We start from the raw sequence: 18,583 nt of genomic DNA, 5'->3' as shown, positions 1-18,583 counted from the left end.
CGCATGAACGTCAGTAGGCGTAGGACGTCTTGCCCGGCTGCACAGTCAGCCGAAAGGCGACATCGGTCGAGCCGTCCATCAGCTCGATCATGTGGTCACACACCAGGCAACGAAACTCACCGGCGACGCCGCCCTTCGACGTCAATTCGATCCGGCGATAGCCGGCCTGGCAATGGGGGCACGTCACGTCAGATTTTCGCATGGAATCAGCAAACCGTTGCTCTCTCTATTTTCCATATGCCCATCGTCAGAAATGTGACGGCGTCACGATCTGTTCGAGACGGACGAGAATTCCGCGTTATCTATCGATGGCTGAAAACCGGCGCCGCCGGGCGATAGGGAATCGCCGAGATCCCGAAGTTGCGGCCATATTGCTGCTGCACTGCCGGGACGTTGACCACGCCCACCTTGAGATCCGACGATTTCGCGTCGATCGGCGGCGTATTCGTTACCGGCGGATTGACCTGATCGACCTGCTTCTTCAACCGCTCGTTGATGCAGCCAAGCGAGGCCGCATCGCCGCAGCGCTCGGTACCGCTGCCACCACTGTTGCCACCGCTGCTGCTACCTCTCGCCGCAGCCCGGCCGGGACTGCCGCTGCTGTCGCGGTTGAGATTGACTGTCGGCGGCGGCGGCGTGCCGACGACGATTTCCGGCAACGGCGTGTGCTGCGGCTGCGGTGTCTGCGCTTGCGCTTGCATCGCCGCCAATCCGGCCATGGCAATCGCCAAGGTGAATGCTTTCATCGGTGCTGCTCCTTGCAGAACCAGAACTGTTTCAAACGATAGGAAGCCGAGGGAGGATATCAAGGCAACGGAATCAGCTTCGGCGACGAGCCCGCTTGCTATTTCCCTCCCCGGGCCTGGATCACAAGCGCGTTCAGCCTGGTGTTGAGCGCGACCAGATCGACGCGCCCGATGAGGCCGCCCGCGCCGAGACATTTGCGGCCGCATCCACCGCCGCCACCAGCGCGCCCGGGCTCGCCGAAGGTCGCGACCGGTACGGTTCCCGTCACGCGAAAGCCGCGGGCAAACAGCCGCGCGCGCACTGCGACGCAATAATTCACCGACAGATACGAGAAGCGGGTCTCGCCATGGCCTGCACGGTACTTCATGACTGCGGTGCACAGGTCACCACCGGCAAGGCGCCACGCCTGCGCAAGATACATGACACCGAAGTGAATGTTGTTTTCGGGAATCGCGAGCTCGGCGAGCGAGCCGGAAAAACCGAGCATGCGCGCGGTCGAGGGCAGCAGCTGCATCAGTCCGATTTCGCCGACGCCGCCGATCACATCGGGATTATAGCCGCTCTCCACGCCCATCACCGCCTCGGCGATCTCCGGCGCAAGCCCGCTTCCCGCGGCCTCCTTCTCGATCAGTGCGCGATAGCGCATCCGCGCGTCCGAAACCGCAGGCTGGCTCACGGGTGGAGCCGGCAGGTTTTTCCCGCCGGCATCCTTCGCTGTATCCTTCGCTGAATCCCTGGCCGGCGCGGCCGGCTTCGTCGTCGCCTCAGCCGGCGGCTTTGCCGTGGTGTCGACGGAAGGTTCGGCCTGCTCGACGGCGGCGAAGCGCGTACTGAATGACGGCGCCGCGCTCTCACCCCCGGCATGAACGGGCTGCGCAAGACAGAGCGCGAGTGCAAGGCCGCCAGCCGCGATGCAGGTGCCCCGACGACGCGCAGGATCGATCAGCTTCGGCCATCGGCCAAAGCTGCTCGCCTGCATCGTGGGGGCAACATCATTCATCGATCGCTTGCGGTCCTGCTGGTCGCGCGTCAGCGCGACTACTGGATGGTGGGGACCGCCTCCGCTTCCGCGGCGCGCTCGTGCGACGGCTGCTGGACCGGCGCACCGGGCTGCGGGGCAGCAGCCGCCGCGCCGTTCCGCGCGGCGAGCTTCGGCAGCTCCTCGCGCAGATAGGCGATCAGCTCCTGAACCAGCCGGTCCCAGATCTCGATCTGCGCGCGGACGAAGTTCGGCGCCACGCCGCCGGCGACGGAGATATCCATGCAGAACATCAGGAACGGATGGCTGAACTGCAGCCGTCCGAACCGCCGCGTCGTGTTCCAGCGATTGACGAGGTCGAGCGGCAGCTCACCCTGCACCTGGAGCGTGGTGACCAGCGTGGTGTCGACAAAGCTCTGTTCCTCGCCGACCAGCTGGTTTCCCGGCCGGATCTCGAAACCAAGCCCCGCGGTCGCCGAGCGCAGATAGGTCGTGTTGGCGACCGGATCGGTCAGCGTTTCGACGCGATAGCCGACGCTCTGGAAATTGTCGCGCAATCCCTCGATGGTGAGCTTGGTGATGGTCTCGGACATTCTGATCTCCGTACTACTTCTTCGATCCGTCGAGCAGGCTCGACAACGCAAGTTCATTGAGGACGGGCGGATGCTGCTTCAGCAGCTCGGCGAGATAGGCCCGGCGCATCATGGTCGACCGCTCGGAGCGGATCTGCTGCACCAGCTGGTCGCGCACCTCCGGCAAGGTGCGGGTGTAGGACGCCTTGGTGTCGATCAGCTTGATGATGTGCCAGCCGTCGTCGAGCTTGATCGGCTCGGACACGCTGTTCTTGGCGAGCCCCATCACCTGGCTGCGGATCTCCGGACGAATCTGGTTCTCGGCAACCCATCCGAGATCTGCGGCATCCTTGGCAGCGTTGTTGTCGCCGCGCGCGATCGCCGCAAAGTCCGCTCCCGGCGCCCTCAGCTTGCGCTGCACGTCGTCGAGCTCCTGCTTCGCCTTGTCTTCGGCGGCCTTGTCGCCCTCCTTCGGAGCGGCGATGTAGATCTGCGTGAGCTGGAACTGCCGCGGCATCAGGAATGCGGCGCGGTTGGCTTCATAGACCTTCTGCAGGTCGTCTTCGCTCGGGAAGCTCGCCGGCGGCGTCGACACCGATTGCAGGTAAAGCTCGACCACCGCGCCCTCGCGGGCCCGCTCGAGCTGCGCCGCGACGCTGGGTTGCTGATCCCACTTCTTCGCAACCGCCTCCTGCAGCACGAGGCGGTTGGCAAGCAGAAGCCGCACGGTCTGGCTGAGCATGGCCGGATCCTTCGCCAGCGCAGCCTGCTCGCGCGGCGCAAGTGCCGCGACATAGCTGCGCAGGTCATCGGCCGAGATGTTGGTGTCGCCGACCCGCGCGACGACATTCTCCGGAACGGTCGCGGCCTTCGGCGCGGCCGCGACCGGAGCAGCCGGCGCAGGGGTGGCGGCGGCTTGCGCCTGCGTCGCGGGCTGGGGCTGCGGCTTCCTGACCGGAGCCTGCACCGTCCGCGGCGCGGGAGCCTGCGCTTGCGCCGACGCATCGATCGGCACAACGAAAGCCGCAACGACGACGGCGAGGCCGATCGAGCAAAGCGGCTTCACGATAGGGGCGGTCGTCATGGATTCACCTTCTGATCGAGGAACTTGTCCTGGCTTTCCTGCAGCTGGTTCTGGATTTCGACCCGGCGCTGCTGGATCATCGGCTCACGCGAAACCACGATCTCGCCGATGGTCAGGTCCTTGTAGCGCTGCACCATCTCCTTGCCGGCCTTGACCAGCAGGGTGTTCTTGGCGATGCAGCTCTTGGTGCTGGCCTTGTAGGCAGTGGCCTCACCCTCGAACTTGGCGCGCTCGGCGTCCTTGGTGCGGGCGACTGTGGCCGCCTCCTCATAGGCCGACTTCCACTTCTCCAAGGTCTCGTCGCGTTCGGCGAGCCGTTGATTGAACTCGTCGACCGCGTCGCGATGTTCCTTGTCGGCCTTCTTCAGCTGCGCCTTGAGGTCATCGACCTCCTTCTTGGCCGCCGCCTTTTCGCGATCGGCGTCGGCGACTTTCGCTTGCAGCGCCGTGCGCTGGTCTTCCAGCGCACGGGTCTGCGCCGTCGCGCTGCGCAGGGCCTCGCGCAGGCGGTCGGTCTCGGACTGGGCGGATGCGGTGCCGGAGCTCAATGCTCCGACCACCATCATCAGGACAAAGAGTGCGATGCGCATGGTCAGAACTTCGCGTTGAGGTCGACTTGCAGGACGTCGACGGCATAGGGACTGCCGGCGATGCTGTTGGCGCTCATCCAGCGCAAGCTCGCCCAGACGTTCTCGCCAAGACCGATATTGCCGCCGACGAAATAGCCCTTCAGGTTGGTGCCGCCGAGACCGAAATCGGAGTCTGCGAAGGCATCGATGGTGGCATCCGACTCCAGGTATTTGTAGCCGGCGTGGACGTTCCAATCCCAGAGATGCTTGATCTCCCGGTCGCCGACCGTGACGCGGCCGAGCCAACCCTGATTGCCGCCGTTGAAGGGACCGGGCGTGTTGCCGCCATCCGGACTCGGCCCGCGATTGTTCATCAGCACGCCGTAAGTTGCGGCCGCAGCGTTCATAGTGGAGCGGCTGAACGCGGTGTTGTTGACGTACTCGCCGTCGAGCACGATGTGGGTCGGATGGAAATGTCCGAGATCGAGCTGTCCACTGACGACCACCGGGCGATATTCGCTGACCAGTCCGAAATACTGGTACAGGAAGGAGGTACCGCCATTGTTGCCGATTCCGGGGGCGTCGGCGATGATCCTACGCAGCGGGAAATAGGTATTTCCCTTCTGCGCAAAGGACGGCCGGGTGATGTCGGTGTTGCAAACGTCGGCAGCCACCTCGACGATGCAGGGGCTGGAAAGCTGGCCCTGCACATTGTCGAAGTCGTAGTAGGCGACGCCGAACCGGAACGCGTATTCCGGACTGAAGCGCGCATTGAAGCCGACCTGGCCTCCGAACAGCCACTTGTCGTGGCTCGCGTATTTGACTGGCGCCCCGGTGGCCGTATCCCCCAGGTTCTTTCCGAAGTTGAAATCGGTGTTGTAGATCGGGAATGCGCCGCCGACCGCGAACGGCGTGAAGCCTTCCCACACCTCGTGCTTGGCCTGAACGGCGAAGCCGTCGAAGCCGAGCTCCTTGTACCAGACCAGATCGGTCGGGGACCAGAACGGGTTGTCGAAACGGCCTGCCGACAGGCTCAGATCGCCATTCCAACCCTTCCAGTTGACGTAACCGCGATCGAGCCAGAGCGAATATTTCGAGAAGTTGCCCCCGCTGCCACCAAGCGTCTGGTTGGTCGACACTGGTGAATTGTTTTCGCCGGTCGCGATGCGCAAGCCAGCCGTGAACCCGTACAGCAGGTCGGCTTCCATGCCGAGCCGGCCGCGGAAGCGGAACTGGTTGCGGTCCTGCGTGGTGTCGTAGGTCGGCCCGAAATACGGATTCGAGACGAGCGAAACGTCATACGGCGAACCGGTATTGATCGCGTTGAAGTTCGCGGCGCCGGCCTGGTCGTTGCCGGTCGGGAAGTAATTGCCCTGATAGCGCACGCGCGCGTCGCCGTAGAAGCGGATGCGCTGCGCCCACTCCGGATAGGTTCCGGGCGACGCCCAGTTTTCCTTCTGTGCCTTGGCCATCACCTCCTGCTTAATCTCTTCCCGTAACTGTCTTTTGACGACTTCGGGAACGTAGGTGACGTGCCTTGTGCCGGGCGGCTGCGCCGCCGCAGCGGCTGCGGTTGCGGCCTTGGTGGCGTCGTCGGCCTTGGTTGTGGCATCCTTGGCAGCCTGGCGGGAGACATAGGCCTCGTCCTCGGCCTGCTTGATCAGCGCCTGGGCCTGGTCCTCCTTGAGGACGCCCTGCTGCACCAGCAGATTGACGAGGTTGACGGTGGCGTTCGACGATGTCGGCTTGGTGCTCGACACCTTCGGCTTCTTGGCATCGGTACGCTTCGCCGCGGCGGCGGGAGCCTGGTCGGCAGCCTGGTCCGCGGTCTGGCCCACGGCCGGCGTTGCGCAGGCGAGCGCGCCCAGCGACACCGCAAGCGGTAACGCGCGCCATTCTGCGTGAGCTCGTTTCTTAAACATCAGTCCCCCAGTTCTCACTCGCACATTTAAGTTCGTAGGTTGGTCGTTGGTCGTCTTGTCGGTTGGTCTCGTCAGCTCGGCCGGCGCGCCGTGACGCGTGTGACCACCGGCATCGGCATGTCCTTGGGTGGCGGCTCGCGCAGCGTCAGGCTGCCGATCACCTCGTTGCGAAGCGCCGCATCGACCTCCGGATTGCCGGACGACGGCGTCAGGACGACGCGGGTGACGTGGCCGGAGCCGTCCACCCAGAGCCGCACCTGGATCTGCGTCGCCATGTTGCGCGTCTTCGGGTTGGCGCGGATCGCCGCTTCGACCTGCGAGGTGATGATCGTGGTGTACCAACCCCAGCGGCTGCCACCGCCGCCGCCGCCGCCATACGGGCTGCCGCCGGGCTTGCCGCCGAGATTGAACAGATCGCCGGGTCCGGTCGGCTTGGCATCAAGCGACAGCGGACCGGGCGGCTCGTCGTTCTTGGCGTCCTTGGCCGGCTCGTCCTTCGGCTTGTCGACCGGCTTCTCTTCCTTGAATTCGGGCTCCGCCATCTTGGGCTGCTCGATCATCTTCTGCTCGGGCTGCGGCTGTGGCGGCGGAGGCGGAGGTGGCGGCGGCAGCGTCACATTGACGATGGTGAGATCGCGCACCTGGCGCGGCGGCGGCATGTCGTCGTGGCCGAGGAAGAAATAGACGATGCCGCAGAGGAACAACGCGACCACCGCCACGACCGCGCCGTAACGCAGCAGCACACTGCGCTCGCCCTTCCGGGCGGCAGCCTTGCGGGCCGGCGCTGTGGCGGAGGCGACGGCAACCTTCTGATCGTCAGCTGCCGGCGTTGTACGCGCGGCCTGCGCGTTCTGGTCCCGCATCGGCGCGTTCATGGCGCGGCCTCCACCGAGGTGCGATCGCGCAGCCTTTCATCGACATACTGCGTGACGAAGCTGGCGAGCGCGTCGAAATCCGTGGTCTTCAGGATGACCTTGGTGTCGGGACCCGCTTCGATCGCCGCATGAAAGGTCTCGACCTCGCTCAGATAATCCACATGGGCCATCTCGTCGATCGAGAGGCGGACCCACGGGCATCGCGAGATCGTCAGCCACAACGGATCGCCAGCGGGCTCGCGGCCGGCGACGTACCTGCGCAGCACGTCCGCGAGCTTCACCAGCAGGGCCTCGCCATGAAGGGGGAATGCCACCACCTCGCCGCGCGGCTCCTCGCGCAGGTCCGCTGCAACCGGCGCCAGCGGAAGCTCGGCACTGCCGCGGATCGACACCTGCGCCACGGGATCGGTGCGCGTGACGTCTGCGGCACCGCAGCCATCATCGAATGCCCGCATCATGCTGCTCAGCCAAGACCGTAGCGTCCGGCGCTCGGTCAATGAGAAAGGTGATGGCTGCGTCGTGATCATGGCGTCGCTTCTCGGCTGCCTCACTTCACGAGCGGCTTGGTGGCGAGCCCGACCTGGCTCAGGCCGATGCGGCTGAGCAGGTCGAACACGTCCATCACGCTCTGGTACTGCGCCTGCGCATCGCCGCGCAGCACCACGGGAAATTCCGGCGTCAGCGCCTTCTGCTGGATCAGCCGCTGCTCGAGCTCGGGCAGCGTCACCGGTATCGTGTCGAGGAAGATCTTGCCGTCATTGGCGACCGTGATCGCCTTAGTGGTCTGGGTCGCAAGGCTCGGCGCCGCCGAGGCCTTCGGCAGATTGACCTTCTGGCCCTGCACGGTCGCGGTCGTCATGATGATGAAGATCACCAGCAGCACGTAGGCGAGGTCCAACATCGGCGTGATGTTGATGTCGTCATAGGGTTTGGAATCGGCCTGGATCTGCATCGCCGTTACTCCGCGGCGATGCGGCGTTCGATCGGGTCCGGCCGGTCGGCGGAATAGAATTCCGCCATCTTGGTCACGAACTCGTCGACGAAGACCTGGATGTCGCTGGTCAGGTCCTTGATCCGGGAGATCAGGTAGTTGTAGCCGAACAGCGCCGGGATCGCGACGCCGAGACCGGCGACGGTCGCCACCAGCGCTGCAGCGATGCCGGGCGCGATCGCGTTGACGTTGACGTCGCCGCTGGCCGCGATCGCCGCGAAGGTGATCATGACGCCGACCACGGTGCCGAGCAGGCCGAGAAACGGACCGCCGGAGATCGCGATCGTCAACACCACCATCAGGCGGTTGAGCCGCTGCATCTCCTTGACGACGCCGCTATCGAGCGCCGCGCGGATCGCCGCGATCGAAGCCGCCGAGAGCACCGGCACGCGCTGCGGATTGTTGCCGAAGCGGTGGCGGATTTCCGCCGCGCCGATGTGATAGATGCGGTAGAGCGAGGACGAGCGCATCATCTTGGCGTCGGCCTCGGTGAGGCGTCCGCCCAGCGTCGAGATGTCGTCGGCATCGCCGCGATCCAGCATGGTGAGATCGGCGGCGATCTCACGGAAGCCCTTCATGAACTGGGCATTCGCCTTGGCCTGCCTGCTGAGATACGAGGCCCGGTCGAACATCACCACCCAGCTGATCGCGGCCATGATCAGGAGAATGCCGATCACAACCCAGCCGTCGAGCGTCACCGACTTCAGGATCACCGCGAAGTAGCCGGACAGCCAGCTGGCGGTCTCCTCGTCGACGCTGAAGGACATCAGCTTGCCCTGGTCGGGGCCCTGCCCGATCGCCATCACCTTGATCAGTCCGGCGGGCCGCGCGACCTTGCTGATCTGCAGCTCGTCGACATCGCCGACGAAGCCGGCCATGGCGGCAGCGGGCGCTGGAGCCGGAGTTGCCGCCGCGTCGGGCGTTGCCGCAGGCGTGGCGCCACCGTCCGCAGCCGACGCATCAGGGGGCACTGACGGTGTTGCTGCGGACGGGGCCGTCGCAGGCGCGATCGGAGAAGCGCTGGAGGTCGACGTGTCTCCTCCGATCAGGCCAACAGTATTGAGAGCCGGCAGGCTCGCGCTGAGCGCGGCATAGGACACGCCGTCGAGGTAGAGCGTGACCTGGCCGTTTCCGGCAACGACGGCGACATGATGCCAGCTGCCGGCCGCCACCGGTGCCCCGGCGCTCGAGCGCTGCACCGTGCCCGCCTTGGTGACTTCGATGAACGGGCTCCCATTGTCGACGCCGATGACCAGCGCGTTGGCGCCGTCACGCCGGCTGAACAGCGCGGCGTTCGGCTGTAGCGCGGCCGGCTTGATCCAGGCCGACCAGGTCAGCGCGGCGCCATCGGGCGATGCGAGCGACGGCGAGGCGGGCACGGTCACCGGAGCGCGGCCGTCGAGCCGCAAGCCGGTCCCGATCAGCGAACCGTCCGCCGGCTGGCCGACGCTTTGGGCGTTGTTGGCCCACACCGAGGAATCGATCGCCGGCGTGCCGCGCTCGTTGAAGTGATAGACCGTCAGGGTATCCGGATCGTAGGTTCCCTTGGGGTCGCTGGTCGCGAGCGCTTTCTTGTTGCCGTAATAGAGCCAGATATCGGTCCGTGCGCCCGGCGCGATGTTCGGCACCGCAACCCAGACCAGACCCTCGCCAAGCAGCGAATCGAACTTCTCGATGTGATGCTTCAGCGGCGTCTTGTCGTCACCGGCGACGAACCGCAGGTCGCTGCCGTCATCCTTTGCCGAGCTGAAGCGGAAATTGCCGACATGCAGCCGCACCAGCACCGCCGTCGCCCCGATCGGATCGGTGACGTTGGCGCCCGACGCGCTGACGTCGACCGTGATCTTCTTGCGCAGCGACCATTCGTCGTTCCACCAGGCGTTCGCCGGCGCGAGCGATGTCACCAAGGCGACGAGCCCGAACAACAATGCCGTCGCAGCGTTCGCAATGCCGCGGCGCAGCGCCGCCCGGCGCGTGCGTCGCTCGAGAGTAAGACCCATTCCCATCAGAATTCACCCCAGATTCGAAAGTTCACGCGCGGAACGTTTGCGTGCGTACCGGTTAGCAAGACTCCCGGCAGCGCGACTCCGGGAAGTCCCGGCAGCGATTCCGGTGGAGTAGTCCCCGGTACCGCGAGCACGACCATGCCGTTGAAATATTCGAACGTCTTGAAGCGCGTGCCGACGCCATAGCTCCACGCCGCGAAAGAGGACACCTGCTCAGGCAGCGGCTGCTGGACCGCCGCGTAGCCGACGTCGGCGAAGATGAAGAAGCGCCAGTCGTTGAACGTGACGAAGCGCGGCTTGCCATCACCGGTCTCGCTCTTCAGCTCGCCTTGCAGCATGCTGCCGACGTTGGGCGTGCGCAGCTCGATATTGGCGACGGCGCCGTTGTCGCCGAGCATCTCCGATTCGAGATAACCGCGAACTGTATCGAGACCGCCGAGGCTGAACTGTTCGCTCGAGACCAGCGGACCGTCCGCCATCTGTCCCTGCACCTTGCCGTAGAGCTGGAAGCCTTCCGGCAGCTCCTGGGTATGCGAGACGTCCATATTGAAATGGGTGAAGCTCGGCGAAGCCTTGTAGCGCTTCGCGTCGAACTCGTCCCAAGGGCTGCTCAGCGTCCGGATGTTGTAGGTGATGGCGGCATTGAACTGGGTCGTGAATTTCTCTTCCTGGAACGTCGCACCATAGGTCGCGACGAGAGGATAGTAGGTGACGGGTGACGAGAAACCGCCGGTACCGACCGTCACGTTCTGGTCGAAGTGCTTGTAGTCCATGCCGAGCGACAGCGTGTGGAACAGGCCCTCGCGGGTGGGCAGCGTAATCACGGCCCGTTCGCCGATGATCATACCGGGACCGACCACATTGGTGCCGCCGATCGTCGCGACATTGCTGTTCGACTTCACGCCGTAGAACAGCAGATTGAGCCAATCGGCGTTCGGTATCCGCGCCATGTAGGAGCCGGAGAACACCTCGGCGTCGCTCGGCCGTTCCGGCGCGACCTGATAGGTGAAGCTCAGCGAATGGCCGAGCTGCCACAGATTGTCGTAGTGCACGGTGGCGGAGACGCGGCTCGCCGTAGTGGAGGGCGATTGCCGGTTGTTGACTTCGAGGCTGGCGTGGAACGGCGCCTTGTCCTCGACATTGAGATCGACGTCGACGGTGCCGGGTGTCACGCCGGCACGCAACGCCGGGGTGACACGGCGATCCGGCCACTGGTTGAGCGACACGATGTCCTTGGTGACATCGGTGAAATTGGGAACACTGCCCTCCTTCAGCGAAGGCGCGCTGTCCTTGATCCGGTCGAGATCGAAATAGCGCGAGTTCTTCACCCGCAACCGCCCGACCTTCAGCTCGGACACCTTGAGGGTGACCACGCCGCCGGTCACGTTCTGCTGCGGGACCGCGACGCTGACGGTCTGGAATCCCTTGTCGTGATACGCCTTCTCCAGCGCGGCCCGCGCTTTCTCGACGTCCTCCGAAGTCTTGCCCGGACCAAGGAACGGGTAGATCGCCTCCTCGATCTCGACCTGCGGCAGCTTTTCGGCGCCCTGTACGGCGAAGTCGTCGATGTCGAAGCGCTGCAGCGGCGCGGACGGCTTTTGCGCCGGCGCGTTCGCCTGAGCCGGCTGCTTGCCCGCTGCCGGCGCTGCGGCCGCAGCCGCGGAATCCTTCGCCGCCTCCTTCGCTGCATACACCGGAACGACGGTTGCTACGGATCCAACCACGGTGAGTGCCGCAGCCGACACACGCAACCCGCCTCGGCATCGCGAACGATACCCAAAAACCCTATGATCTCTTCGACTACGCACAGACGTCCCACTCAGTTCGCGCAGATGCGCGCCATCACGACCGGAAGGCCGTGATGACGACGCCTTACTCAGAAGACGTCTGGGCGGGTGCAAACCCGCAAAAGAATCTGCGGCGTCGCGGAATAAATTTTTGGTTTGTTAGGAAATCGAGCGCGCGGCGTCGATTCGTTCGACTTTAGTCAGCTCATCAGCACCACACCGCCTGGCAGCGATGTGATCCGCGCGCCGAACAGCTGTTCGACCTGGGCGACAAAATTGTCGAGCTTGTCGACCTGGAAGGTGCCGTTGACGAGCCGGCGCTTCAGTTCCGCATTGGTGATGATGATCTTTCCGGCGCGATACCGATTCACCTCGTCGACGACGCTCGCCAGCGGCCGGTCGCGGAAGATCAGCAATCCGGTCTGCCAGGCTGCGACCTGCCTGGCATCGACCGGCAGCGACGCCTGCAGACCGGCCCGCGAGTAGGTAACCTGCTCGGCCTTGCGGAGCTGCACGGAGCGGCCGTCCTGCTCGACGGTGACGATGCCTTCGAGACACGTTACCGAAACGACGCCGTCGAGGCAGCGCGCGTTGAAATCAGCCTGCAGCGCACTGATGCGTCCGTCGCGTGCCAGCATCACCAGCGGCGTCGACGACGACCTTCGGGCGACCACCGAGGCCTCGCCCGAGATCAATTCGACCCGCGTTTCGTTCGGCGCAGGCCGCAGCGCCAGGCTGGTCTGGGTGTTCAATTCGACCGAAATGTCGGGCGCCAGCATCACCTTGCGCTGCTCGCCCTTTCCGGTGCGGTAGTCGGCTGAGAGCTCCTCGATCGACGGCCACATGTCGAGCGGCGGGCGGATTACCAGATAGCCGGCCGCAGCCGCAATCGCACCGCCGAGCACGATACGGCGCGTCAATAACCGCGCCGGCCGAGGCGGCAATGCAACGACGGAGGCGGTCGCGGCCTGTTCGCCGGCAAGCTCCCTGGCTGCCGCGCTGGCGGTGCGAAACAGCCGAGCCGCCCTCCTGAAGGCATCCTCGTGATCGGGACTTTGCGCGCGCCAGCGTTGCAGAGCATCGACGTCGGCGCGTGTCGGCGCACCGGCTTTCAGCCGAACAACCCAGTCGAGCGCCTCATCCAGCAACGGATCGGGCCCGGAAGTGCGGGTCGGCTCGGTCACGACGGATTGCTCATCACCCAGTTCGCCAAACCTCAACCTCCCGATCGCGTCGAGCACATAGCGAAGGTCGCTATATAAACGATTCCGACGGCAGCAGGGCACCGCATTCGGCCGTTGCGCACAACACAAGCAGAAACATCCGGCAATCGCAGCTGGCGCCGCATCGCGCATGGCAAGGCAGCGCGGCGATTGCACGCCGGGCCGATCGGGTTTGAACCTGTTTTCAAGCGGCTCAACACTTCCAGCGAACCTTTCCCAGGCACCCAAACGGTCCTTATGAGATCGCTCTCTACTCTATAGACGACGGAAAGCCTGCTATCCCGCAGAACAGAGGTTGAAAATCCTGCCGCGTGTGACCGCAGATTTCAGGTCAAGCACCTGCAACGACTGGAAATAGTTCTCCGCAACAAATTTCGACGAGCCCGCCGCGCAGGACGACGCGCGCGTCAGGCCGCGGCGAATTCGATCACGAACGGGGACGAGGACCGCCGAGACGACGGATCAACGTATAGTCGAGGCAATCGGCACAATGGCTCAGGGCCAGCTTCAAATCGCTTTCCACCGTTCGCACGCTGACGCCGAGGCGAGTTGCCACATCGTGCGGCGTCCGTCCCTCGATCGCTATGCTATGGAGTACGTCGCGCGGCCGCGCCGGCAATTCGGCCAACGCCCGCTTGAAAGCATCGATATCTGATCGCGCCTCGACGATTCTCGCCGGGCTCGGTCCGTCGTCGCTGACGTCGAGCAATGAATCGATCTCGGCGGCGCTGACGCGGAGCTTCTGCGCTTTCTGGCGATCCCTGGCGATGTTGATCGCAATACGGAATATGTAGTCGGCGGGGCTGCGGATCGGAACGGCGTCCGTGACTCGCTCCAGCCGCAGGAACGTCTCGTGCAGGGCTTCGTACGCGAAGTCCGACGATCCCAGACGGCGGGTCAATTTCTTGACCAGACCGTCGTAGTTGTCTGCAAGCTGGCCCCGCAGCCGCACTCGATTGATTTCAGCCACGTTCCGCGGCCCCCCAGACACCAGCCCGATATCCAGATTGCATTGTTCTTAAAACTGCCAATCTCGTAACGGCCGGGCACAACACATTTATGACGGCAACAAGTCGACACCGAACGACACGCAAGGCTGATGCGCCGCGGTCACATCCAAGCGATGAACGGGGAAGCCAGATTGGCCCCGCCCTCGATCAGGACAGGTCGAACTCCAGCCAGATTTCGACCTTGAGGTCGTCGGGCAATCCCCATGGAATCGATGGCAGCGGCTGAGCCCGTCGAATAGCGTCCACCGCGGCCTTGTCGAGCGCGGCCTGCCCTGAACTGGTCTTGACCCAGACTTCCAGCACGGTGCCGTCCCGCTGCATGGAGAATAACGTCTCGACCGCACCGTGCAGTCCTTTCGGCGGCACCGCGTAGCGTGCCACGTGACGAAACAGTTTCTGCTGAAACTTGATGGCGACGCTGTTGGGCGGCGTATCGGCAGGCGACGGCATCGGACGCAGGCTCGGCGCCGTCGGCACTGCCGGCAGCGGCTCCAGCGCCGTTGGCGATGTCGTGTTGTCGAGGGGCGGCTCCGAGATGTCCTGGGACGCCTCGGTCCGGCTGGCGAGGGGCGCGATCTGCGGTTGCGAGACGGGTGCAACCAGGATGGGCGCGGGCGAGGGGCTCGGCAGTAACCGAACCTGTACGATCGAGGTCTCCTGCGGGCTTGCCGATCCGGCCGGCGGCCGCAGTCGGAACCAGTAGATTCCCCCGACGAACAACATGGTCGCGACGGTCGGCACCAGAAGCAAGCGGAGGACCTCGCCCGAGGTCCACGCGCTCGGATCCTCGGGATGGAACAGCAGCGTCATCGGCCTCATGCCGCGCGCGTCGCCGGGTCCGCTGGTGTTGTTGGCGCTCATTGGAACGATTTCACCCGGATCGCGATCCGCACCGGCTGCGACGCAGTCGCGGGCGTCATTCGGCTTACGGTCAGTCCCTGCAGTGCCGCGGTCACGGCTGCATCGCGCTTCTGATCGCCGGTCGAGCGCAACAGCTGGGTTCGCTGGATCGTCCGCGAGGGATCGATCCACAGATCGACCACGAGCTGGTAGCTGCCGCCACGAGGCCCGATATTCTTCTGCAGCGCCTTTTGAATGTCGAACTGCAGGCTTTCGCTGTAGTCACGCAGCGCACCGGTGTCGTTGCCGTCACTGTTCGCCCGCACCCGCAACGTGCCCAGTGACAGATCGGCGGTCGGAAGCGGGCTCGTCGGGGGACGGTCGGGGCGCGCGCTGCGCGAAGCGAGCGTGATGGCATCCGGACGAACGTACTGGACCTTCAGGTCGGACCCCTTCAGAAGCAGATTCAATGCGTCCTCAGGTGTCAGGGTTCCCTCGACCGACGTCGACGTGCGGCCGGTTGCGGAATTGCTTTCATAGAGCACCTGAACGCCGGTTCGCTCGCCATAGGCCTGCAGCGCGCTCGCAAGTTGCTGCGCGGGAATGCTGAACTCGATGGGCACGGCGGCGGTAACGGCCTGATGCTGCTCCGCGGTGACGGCGCAGATGCTGCCGATCAGCAGGACGGCACAAATCCCGAACGGAAGCCGCGACCTTGTCGAGGCCGCCGGAGCGTCGCGGCTGACCGCAGCGCCCGCACGTGCACCATATGATCCAACTGCCGTCATAACCTTGCTTCGGCCCAAAGTGACCGCGGGTGAAATTCGGCCAGCATGTCTGTGCGGGTTAGCCTTTCGGCCAGCGAACCTGCGTTCTTTATATCTGGAATGTGACGGCCGTCTAACCGGCAATTCGATCGGCTGGGTGCCTGGGATTTGTGCTGACCTTTCAGCGCGAAAGGTTCCCGGGCATCGCCAGAGCGGCGCCGAGCGTCGGCAGGCGGCACAGCGCGCCAGAAAACGAGCGAGCGCTCTCTCAGAAAATTTGCTCGGCCCCCTTTTCCGAACGCCGGTTCGTGGGTTAGGAATTAGGCAAGGGCGTAAAGCCCAGCCTGGACCGGCAACAAAATGAAACCGTCCGGGAATAGAGCCAGGGAGGCAATTTGGGTCTCGCGCGCCAGCGGCCGGGGACGAATGCGTTCGCGATGGACGTGCTTTGCGCACGCATCCTCGAACGGCATCGGGATTCCGTGCGAGTCCAGAAACCGCATCTCGCCGTCCCCAACCTCACGCGCATCATCGGCGCCACGCTGACGCTGTCCAACAAGCACGGTTTTCACGCCACCACGCTGCGCCAGCTTGCGGAGGCCTCCGGCCTCAGCATGGGCGGCCTCTATACCTATTTCGACAGCAAGCCGACGCTGCTGTCGATGATCCTCGGCGAGGTCGCCGAGACGGCGGCGGAGGTCCTCAACCAACCGCCCGCCGACGTCAAGCAGGATGCCCGCAAGCACCTGCACTGGATCATCGCCACCCATGTCCGCATGAGCGAGGCGATGCAGCCCTGGTTCGTGTTCTGCTTCATGGAAGCGAAGTCGTTTCCACCTGCGGAACGCCAGCGTGCCATCGAGATGGAGGTGATGACCGAGAAGATCATCGCCGGCGTCCTCAGGCAGGGCGTCGCCAGCGGCGTGTTCGCGATCGATCAGATCACGCTGACGGCCTCGCTGATCAAGCCGCTGCTGCAGGATTGGTACGTCAAACGCGCGAAATACCGCCGGCGCGGCACGTCGATCGAGGCCTACATCAACGCGGTCTGCGCGCTTGTCGACACTGCGGTCGCCGGCAGGACGCGGCCCGGCCGCGTCGCGAGCGGCTCCCGTACCAGAACCAGGCAGACGGCGCACCCATAGACGCAAGAAGGACGAGACCATGAAGCGGCTGCGATTCAATCAACAGGAGATCGTCTTCGCCGTATTCGCCGTGCTGTTCCTGGCGTTCTCGGTTTTCCTGCGCGGCTTCCTCACGCCGGAGAACATGCTGACGCTGCTGCAGAACGTTGCGGTGCTCGGCATCCTTGGCCTTGCCATGGCGATCGTCGTGATCGGACGCGGCATCGACATCTCCCTGATCGCAGCCCTCGCGGTGCCTCCGGGGCTGGTGCTGCAGATGGTGCAGAACGGCCACTCGCTGCCGGCCTCGCTGCTGACGGCCGTGCTGCTCACGATCGCGTTCGGCCTGGTCAATGGCTGGCTGATCGCCTACGCCGAGGTCCCTTCGCTGTTTGCGACCTTGGCGACCGGCCTGCTGCTCGCCGGCCTCGGCCAGGCCGCGCTGTTTCAGCTCGACGTCGTGCAGTGGAGCGACGGCATGAAGGGCTTCGAGCGGCTCGGACAGGGCACCATAGCAGGCATCCCGACCTCGATCGTGATGTTCGCGATCGCCTGCGTGGTGGTCGCCTTCCTGCTGCGCCAGACGCGCTGGGGCGCCTACATCTACGCGATCGGCGACAATCCCTATGCGGCTCGCGTCACCGGCATCCCCTCGCGGCCGATCATCGTGCTGCAATATGTCGTCGCGGCACTGATCGGCTGCTTTGCGGGCCTCGTGATGGCGGCGTCGGTCAACTCGATGCCGACCCGCGTCTTCAATTCGACCCTGATCTACGACGTCATCCTCGTCGTCGTGCTCGGCGGCATCGGCCTGTCGGGCGGCCGCGGCGGCGTGCTCAACGTCGTCATCGGCACGCTGCTGATCGGCACCATGCTGAACGGCATGACCATCATGGACATTTCCTACGCCGGACAAAACCTCGTCAAGGGCGTCGTCCTGCTGCTCGCCGTCATCACGGATTCATTCCTGAACCCGCGCAACGAAGAAACGGCACAGCAGGGCGACATCTGAACCAAGTCGAAGAACGATCAATCACGACCAAGGAGGAAGCAATGAAATACGCTGTCAGGAATGCAAAGGTGATCGCCGCAGCGCTCGGGCTCGCGGCCATCGCCGCCGCCCCGGCTCTGGCCCAGCAGGGCCTGGACGAGCCGTTCCAGAAGCCGTTCAAGGAGTCGCTCGCCGGCAAGACGGTGGCTTATGTTCCGGTCGCCATGAACTTCGACCTCACCGAAGGCTGGTACGCCGGCATGAAGAAGGAGCTCGAGCCTTACGGCGTGAAGTTCGAGATCCGCGACCCCAACTGGAACACCAACGCCGGCGCGCAGGCGGTGACCTCGCTGATCTCCGAGAAGCCGGCCGTGATGGTGATCCACAATCCGGACGTGCAGACCTACGCCAAGCTGCTGCAACGCGCCGAGAACGAAGGCATCTACGTGATCCAGATCAACATGGGATCGGCCTATCGCTCATCGGCCTTCGTCGGCGCCAACTGGATCGAGATCGGCGAGAAGGACACCGAAGCCGTGGTCAAGGCCTGCCAGGGCAAGTCGAACAAAATCGCCGTCGTGCAGGGCGCGCTCTCGGCAGCTGCCAGCGCCTACACGCTCAAGGGCGTCGAGAACGTGCTCGCCAGGCATCCGGAGATCAAGGTGGTCTCGAGCCAGGCGGCCGACTGGGATGCGGCGAAAGCCAAGGCGATCACCCAGACGGTGCTGAAGCAGAATCCCGATCTCTGCGGCATCGTCGGCTTCTGGGACGGCATGGACATCGGCACCGCGGCCGCGGTGAAGGAAGCCGGCCTGACCGGCAAGGTGTTCGTCGCGACCTCCGGCGGCGGCGAGCGCAAGGGTGCCTGCGAGCTCGTCAAGTCGGGCGCCTTCGACCTCAACCTGAGCTACGACGTGCCGACCCAGGCCGCGCAGATGGCAGGCACCATCAAGTGGCTGCTGTCGTCGGGCGCCAAGGCCGGCTCGATCAAGGGCTCGGAATACACCACGCTGATTCCGATCACTAAGGAGAACGCAGACAGCCAGACCGCGTGCTGGAATCTCAGTGACCTGAAGAAATAGCCCGGCCACGTCCG

At 64.6% G+C, this 18,583-nt stretch carries 19 protein-coding genes; 3 read left to right on the top strand and 16 right to left on the bottom strand.

Annotation, left to right across the window (positions count from 1 at the left end):
- Positions 1-10 precede the first annotated feature (10 nt).
- The 16 genes from ACTUWL_RS19030 to ACTUWL_RS18955 all read right to left on the bottom strand — a co-directional run bounded on the left by ACTUWL_RS19030 (position 11) and on the right by ACTUWL_RS18955 (position 15,393).
- Positions 11-187 carry an MJ0042-type zinc finger domain-containing protein gene (locus ACTUWL_RS19030; protein WP_307756240.1) on the bottom strand — a complete coding sequence of 59 codons (177 nt, stop codon included), beginning with the start codon at positions 185-187 and terminating at the stop codon, positions 11-13.
- A gap of 115 nt (positions 188-302) precedes the next feature.
- Positions 303-809 carry a hypothetical protein gene (locus ACTUWL_RS19025; protein ID WP_291733545.1) on the bottom strand — a complete coding sequence of 169 codons (507 nt, stop codon included), beginning with the start codon at positions 807-809 and terminating at the stop codon, positions 303-305.
- A 35-nt stretch (positions 810-844) separates the two neighbouring features.
- A complete protein-coding gene (locus ACTUWL_RS19020; RefSeq protein WP_021079525.1) occupies positions 845-1,747 on the bottom strand; it encodes a lytic transglycosylase domain-containing protein in 903 nt (300 codons plus the stop codon).
- A gap of 38 nt (positions 1,748-1,785) precedes the next feature.
- Positions 1,786-2,319 (bottom strand): YbjN domain-containing protein, encoded by a 534-nt coding sequence (locus ACTUWL_RS19015; protein ID WP_021079526.1) that lies wholly within the window; start codon positions 2,317-2,319, stop codon positions 1,786-1,788.
- Between the two features lie 13 nt (positions 2,320-2,332).
- Positions 2,333-3,382, bottom strand: a complete 1,050-nt coding sequence (locus ACTUWL_RS19010) for a peptidylprolyl isomerase (protein ID WP_021079527.1) — start codon at positions 3,380-3,382, stop codon at positions 2,333-2,335.
- Entirely contained in the window at positions 3,379-3,972 is a 594-nt protein-coding gene (locus tag ACTUWL_RS19005; RefSeq protein ID WP_021079528.1) for a hypothetical protein, read from the bottom strand. The genes ACTUWL_RS19010 and ACTUWL_RS19005 overlap by 4 nt, the downstream gene beginning before the upstream one ends.
- Before the next feature lie 2 nt (positions 3,973-3,974).
- A complete protein-coding gene (locus tag ACTUWL_RS19000) occupies positions 3,975-5,873 on the bottom strand; it encodes a putative porin (RefSeq protein ID WP_021079529.1) in 1,899 nt (632 codons plus the stop codon).
- Positions 5,874-5,944: 71 nt separating this feature from the next.
- The gene (locus ACTUWL_RS18995) at positions 5,945-6,748 is read right to left on the bottom strand and encodes a TonB C-terminal domain-containing protein (RefSeq protein ID WP_021079530.1); all 804 of its coding nucleotides are present in this window, start codon (positions 6,746-6,748) and stop codon (positions 5,945-5,947) included.
- Positions 6,745-7,203, bottom strand: a complete 459-nt coding sequence (locus ACTUWL_RS18990; protein ID WP_021079531.1) for a hypothetical protein — start codon at positions 7,201-7,203, stop codon at positions 6,745-6,747. Before ACTUWL_RS18990 ends, ACTUWL_RS18995 begins: the two co-directional genes overlap by 4 nt.
- A 92-nt stretch (positions 7,204-7,295) precedes the next feature.
- A complete protein-coding gene (locus ACTUWL_RS18985) occupies positions 7,296-7,700 on the bottom strand; it encodes an ExbD/TolR family protein (RefSeq protein WP_021079532.1) in 405 nt (134 codons plus the stop codon).
- Positions 7,701-7,705: 5 nt separating this feature from the next.
- A complete protein-coding gene (locus tag ACTUWL_RS18980; protein WP_106939996.1) occupies positions 7,706-9,739 on the bottom strand; it encodes a DUF2341 domain-containing protein in 2,034 nt (677 codons plus the stop codon).
- A gap of 5 nt (positions 9,740-9,744) precedes the next feature.
- Positions 9,745-11,439, bottom strand: coding sequence for a ShlB/FhaC/HecB family hemolysin secretion/activation protein (locus ACTUWL_RS18975; protein WP_291733538.1), 1,695 nt, complete (start codon positions 11,437-11,439; stop codon positions 9,745-9,747).
- A gap of 293 nt (positions 11,440-11,732) precedes the next feature.
- Complete coding sequence (locus tag ACTUWL_RS18970) at positions 11,733-12,716, bottom strand: FecR family protein (protein ID WP_021079535.1); 984 nt, start codon at positions 12,714-12,716, stop codon at positions 11,733-11,735.
- A gap of 466 nt (positions 12,717-13,182) precedes the next feature.
- Positions 13,183-13,725 carry an RNA polymerase sigma factor gene (locus ACTUWL_RS18965; RefSeq protein ID WP_106939993.1) on the bottom strand — a complete coding sequence of 181 codons (543 nt, stop codon included), beginning with the start codon at positions 13,723-13,725 and terminating at the stop codon, positions 13,183-13,185.
- Between the two features lie 187 nt (positions 13,726-13,912).
- Positions 13,913-14,575, bottom strand: coding sequence for an energy transducer TonB family protein (locus ACTUWL_RS18960; protein WP_158267740.1), 663 nt, complete (start codon positions 14,573-14,575; stop codon positions 13,913-13,915).
- 47 nt (positions 14,576-14,622) lie between these two features.
- Entirely contained in the window at positions 14,623-15,393 is a 771-nt protein-coding gene (locus ACTUWL_RS18955; RefSeq protein ID WP_106939992.1) for a secretin and TonB N-terminal domain-containing protein, read from the bottom strand.
- Between the two features lie 416 nt (positions 15,394-15,809).
- On the opposite strand from ACTUWL_RS18955, the gene ACTUWL_RS18950 reads away from it, so the two are divergent.
- The 3 genes from ACTUWL_RS18950 to ACTUWL_RS18940 are packed head-to-tail and all read left to right on the top strand — an operon-like array spanning position 15,810 to position 18,569.
- On the top strand, positions 15,810-16,517 hold the full coding sequence (locus tag ACTUWL_RS18950; RefSeq protein ID WP_035651790.1) for a TetR/AcrR family transcriptional regulator: 708 nt from the start codon (positions 15,810-15,812) through the stop codon (positions 16,515-16,517).
- Positions 16,518-16,536: 19 nt separating this feature from the next.
- Positions 16,537-17,508 carry an ABC transporter permease gene (locus ACTUWL_RS18945; RefSeq protein WP_021079540.1) on the top strand — a complete coding sequence of 324 codons (972 nt, stop codon included), beginning with the start codon at positions 16,537-16,539 and terminating at the stop codon, positions 17,506-17,508.
- A 41-nt stretch (positions 17,509-17,549) separates the two neighbouring features.
- A complete protein-coding gene (locus ACTUWL_RS18940) occupies positions 17,550-18,569 on the top strand; it encodes a sugar ABC transporter substrate-binding protein (RefSeq protein WP_021079541.1) in 1,020 nt (339 codons plus the stop codon).
- Positions 18,570-18,583: the final 14 nt, after the last annotated feature.

This window comes from Bradyrhizobium sp. WCU1, assembly GCF_053474805.1.
The sequence above is the reverse complement of the archived record's forward strand: the minus strand, read 5'-3'. Positions and strand labels throughout refer to the sequence as shown.

Coding starts and splice junctions, on each gene's coding strand:
- ACTUWL_RS18955 (WP_106939992.1), bottom strand. CDS start 15,393: ATGACGGCAGTTGGATCATATGGTGCACGTGCGGGCGCTGCGGTCAGC.
- ACTUWL_RS19005 (WP_021079528.1), bottom strand. CDS start 3,972: ATGCGCATCGCACTCTTTGTCCTGATGATGGTGGTCGGAGCATTGAGC.
- ACTUWL_RS19020 (WP_021079525.1), bottom strand. CDS start 1,747: ATGAATGATGTTGCCCCCACGATGCAGGCGAGCAGCTTTGGCCGATGG.
- ACTUWL_RS18960 (WP_158267740.1), bottom strand. CDS start 14,575: ATGACGCTGCTGTTCCATCCCGAGGATCCGAGCGCGTGGACCTCGGGC.
- ACTUWL_RS18980 (WP_106939996.1), bottom strand. CDS start 9,739: ATGGGTCTTACTCTCGAGCGACGCACGCGCCGGGCGGCGCTGCGCCGC.
- ACTUWL_RS18990 (WP_021079531.1), bottom strand. CDS start 7,203: ATGCGGGCATTCGATGATGGCTGCGGTGCCGCAGACGTCACGCGCACC.
- ACTUWL_RS18995 (WP_021079530.1), bottom strand. CDS start 6,748: ATGAACGCGCCGATGCGGGACCAGAACGCGCAGGCCGCGCGTACAACG.
- ACTUWL_RS19000 (WP_021079529.1), bottom strand. CDS start 5,873: ATGTTTAAGAAACGAGCTCACGCAGAATGGCGCGCGTTACCGCTTGCG.
- ACTUWL_RS18940 (WP_021079541.1), top strand. CDS start 17,550: ATGAAATACGCTGTCAGGAATGCAAAGGTGATCGCCGCAGCGCTCGGG.
- ACTUWL_RS18950 (WP_035651790.1), top strand. CDS start 15,810: ATGGACGTGCTTTGCGCACGCATCCTCGAACGGCATCGGGATTCCGTG.
- ACTUWL_RS18985 (WP_021079532.1), bottom strand. CDS start 7,700: ATGCAGATCCAGGCCGATTCCAAACCCTATGACGACATCAACATCACG.
- ACTUWL_RS19010 (WP_021079527.1), bottom strand. CDS start 3,382: ATGACGACCGCCCCTATCGTGAAGCCGCTTTGCTCGATCGGCCTCGCC.
- ACTUWL_RS19015 (WP_021079526.1), bottom strand. CDS start 2,319: ATGTCCGAGACCATCACCAAGCTCACCATCGAGGGATTGCGCGACAAT.
- ACTUWL_RS18945 (WP_021079540.1), top strand. CDS start 16,537: ATGAAGCGGCTGCGATTCAATCAACAGGAGATCGTCTTCGCCGTATTC.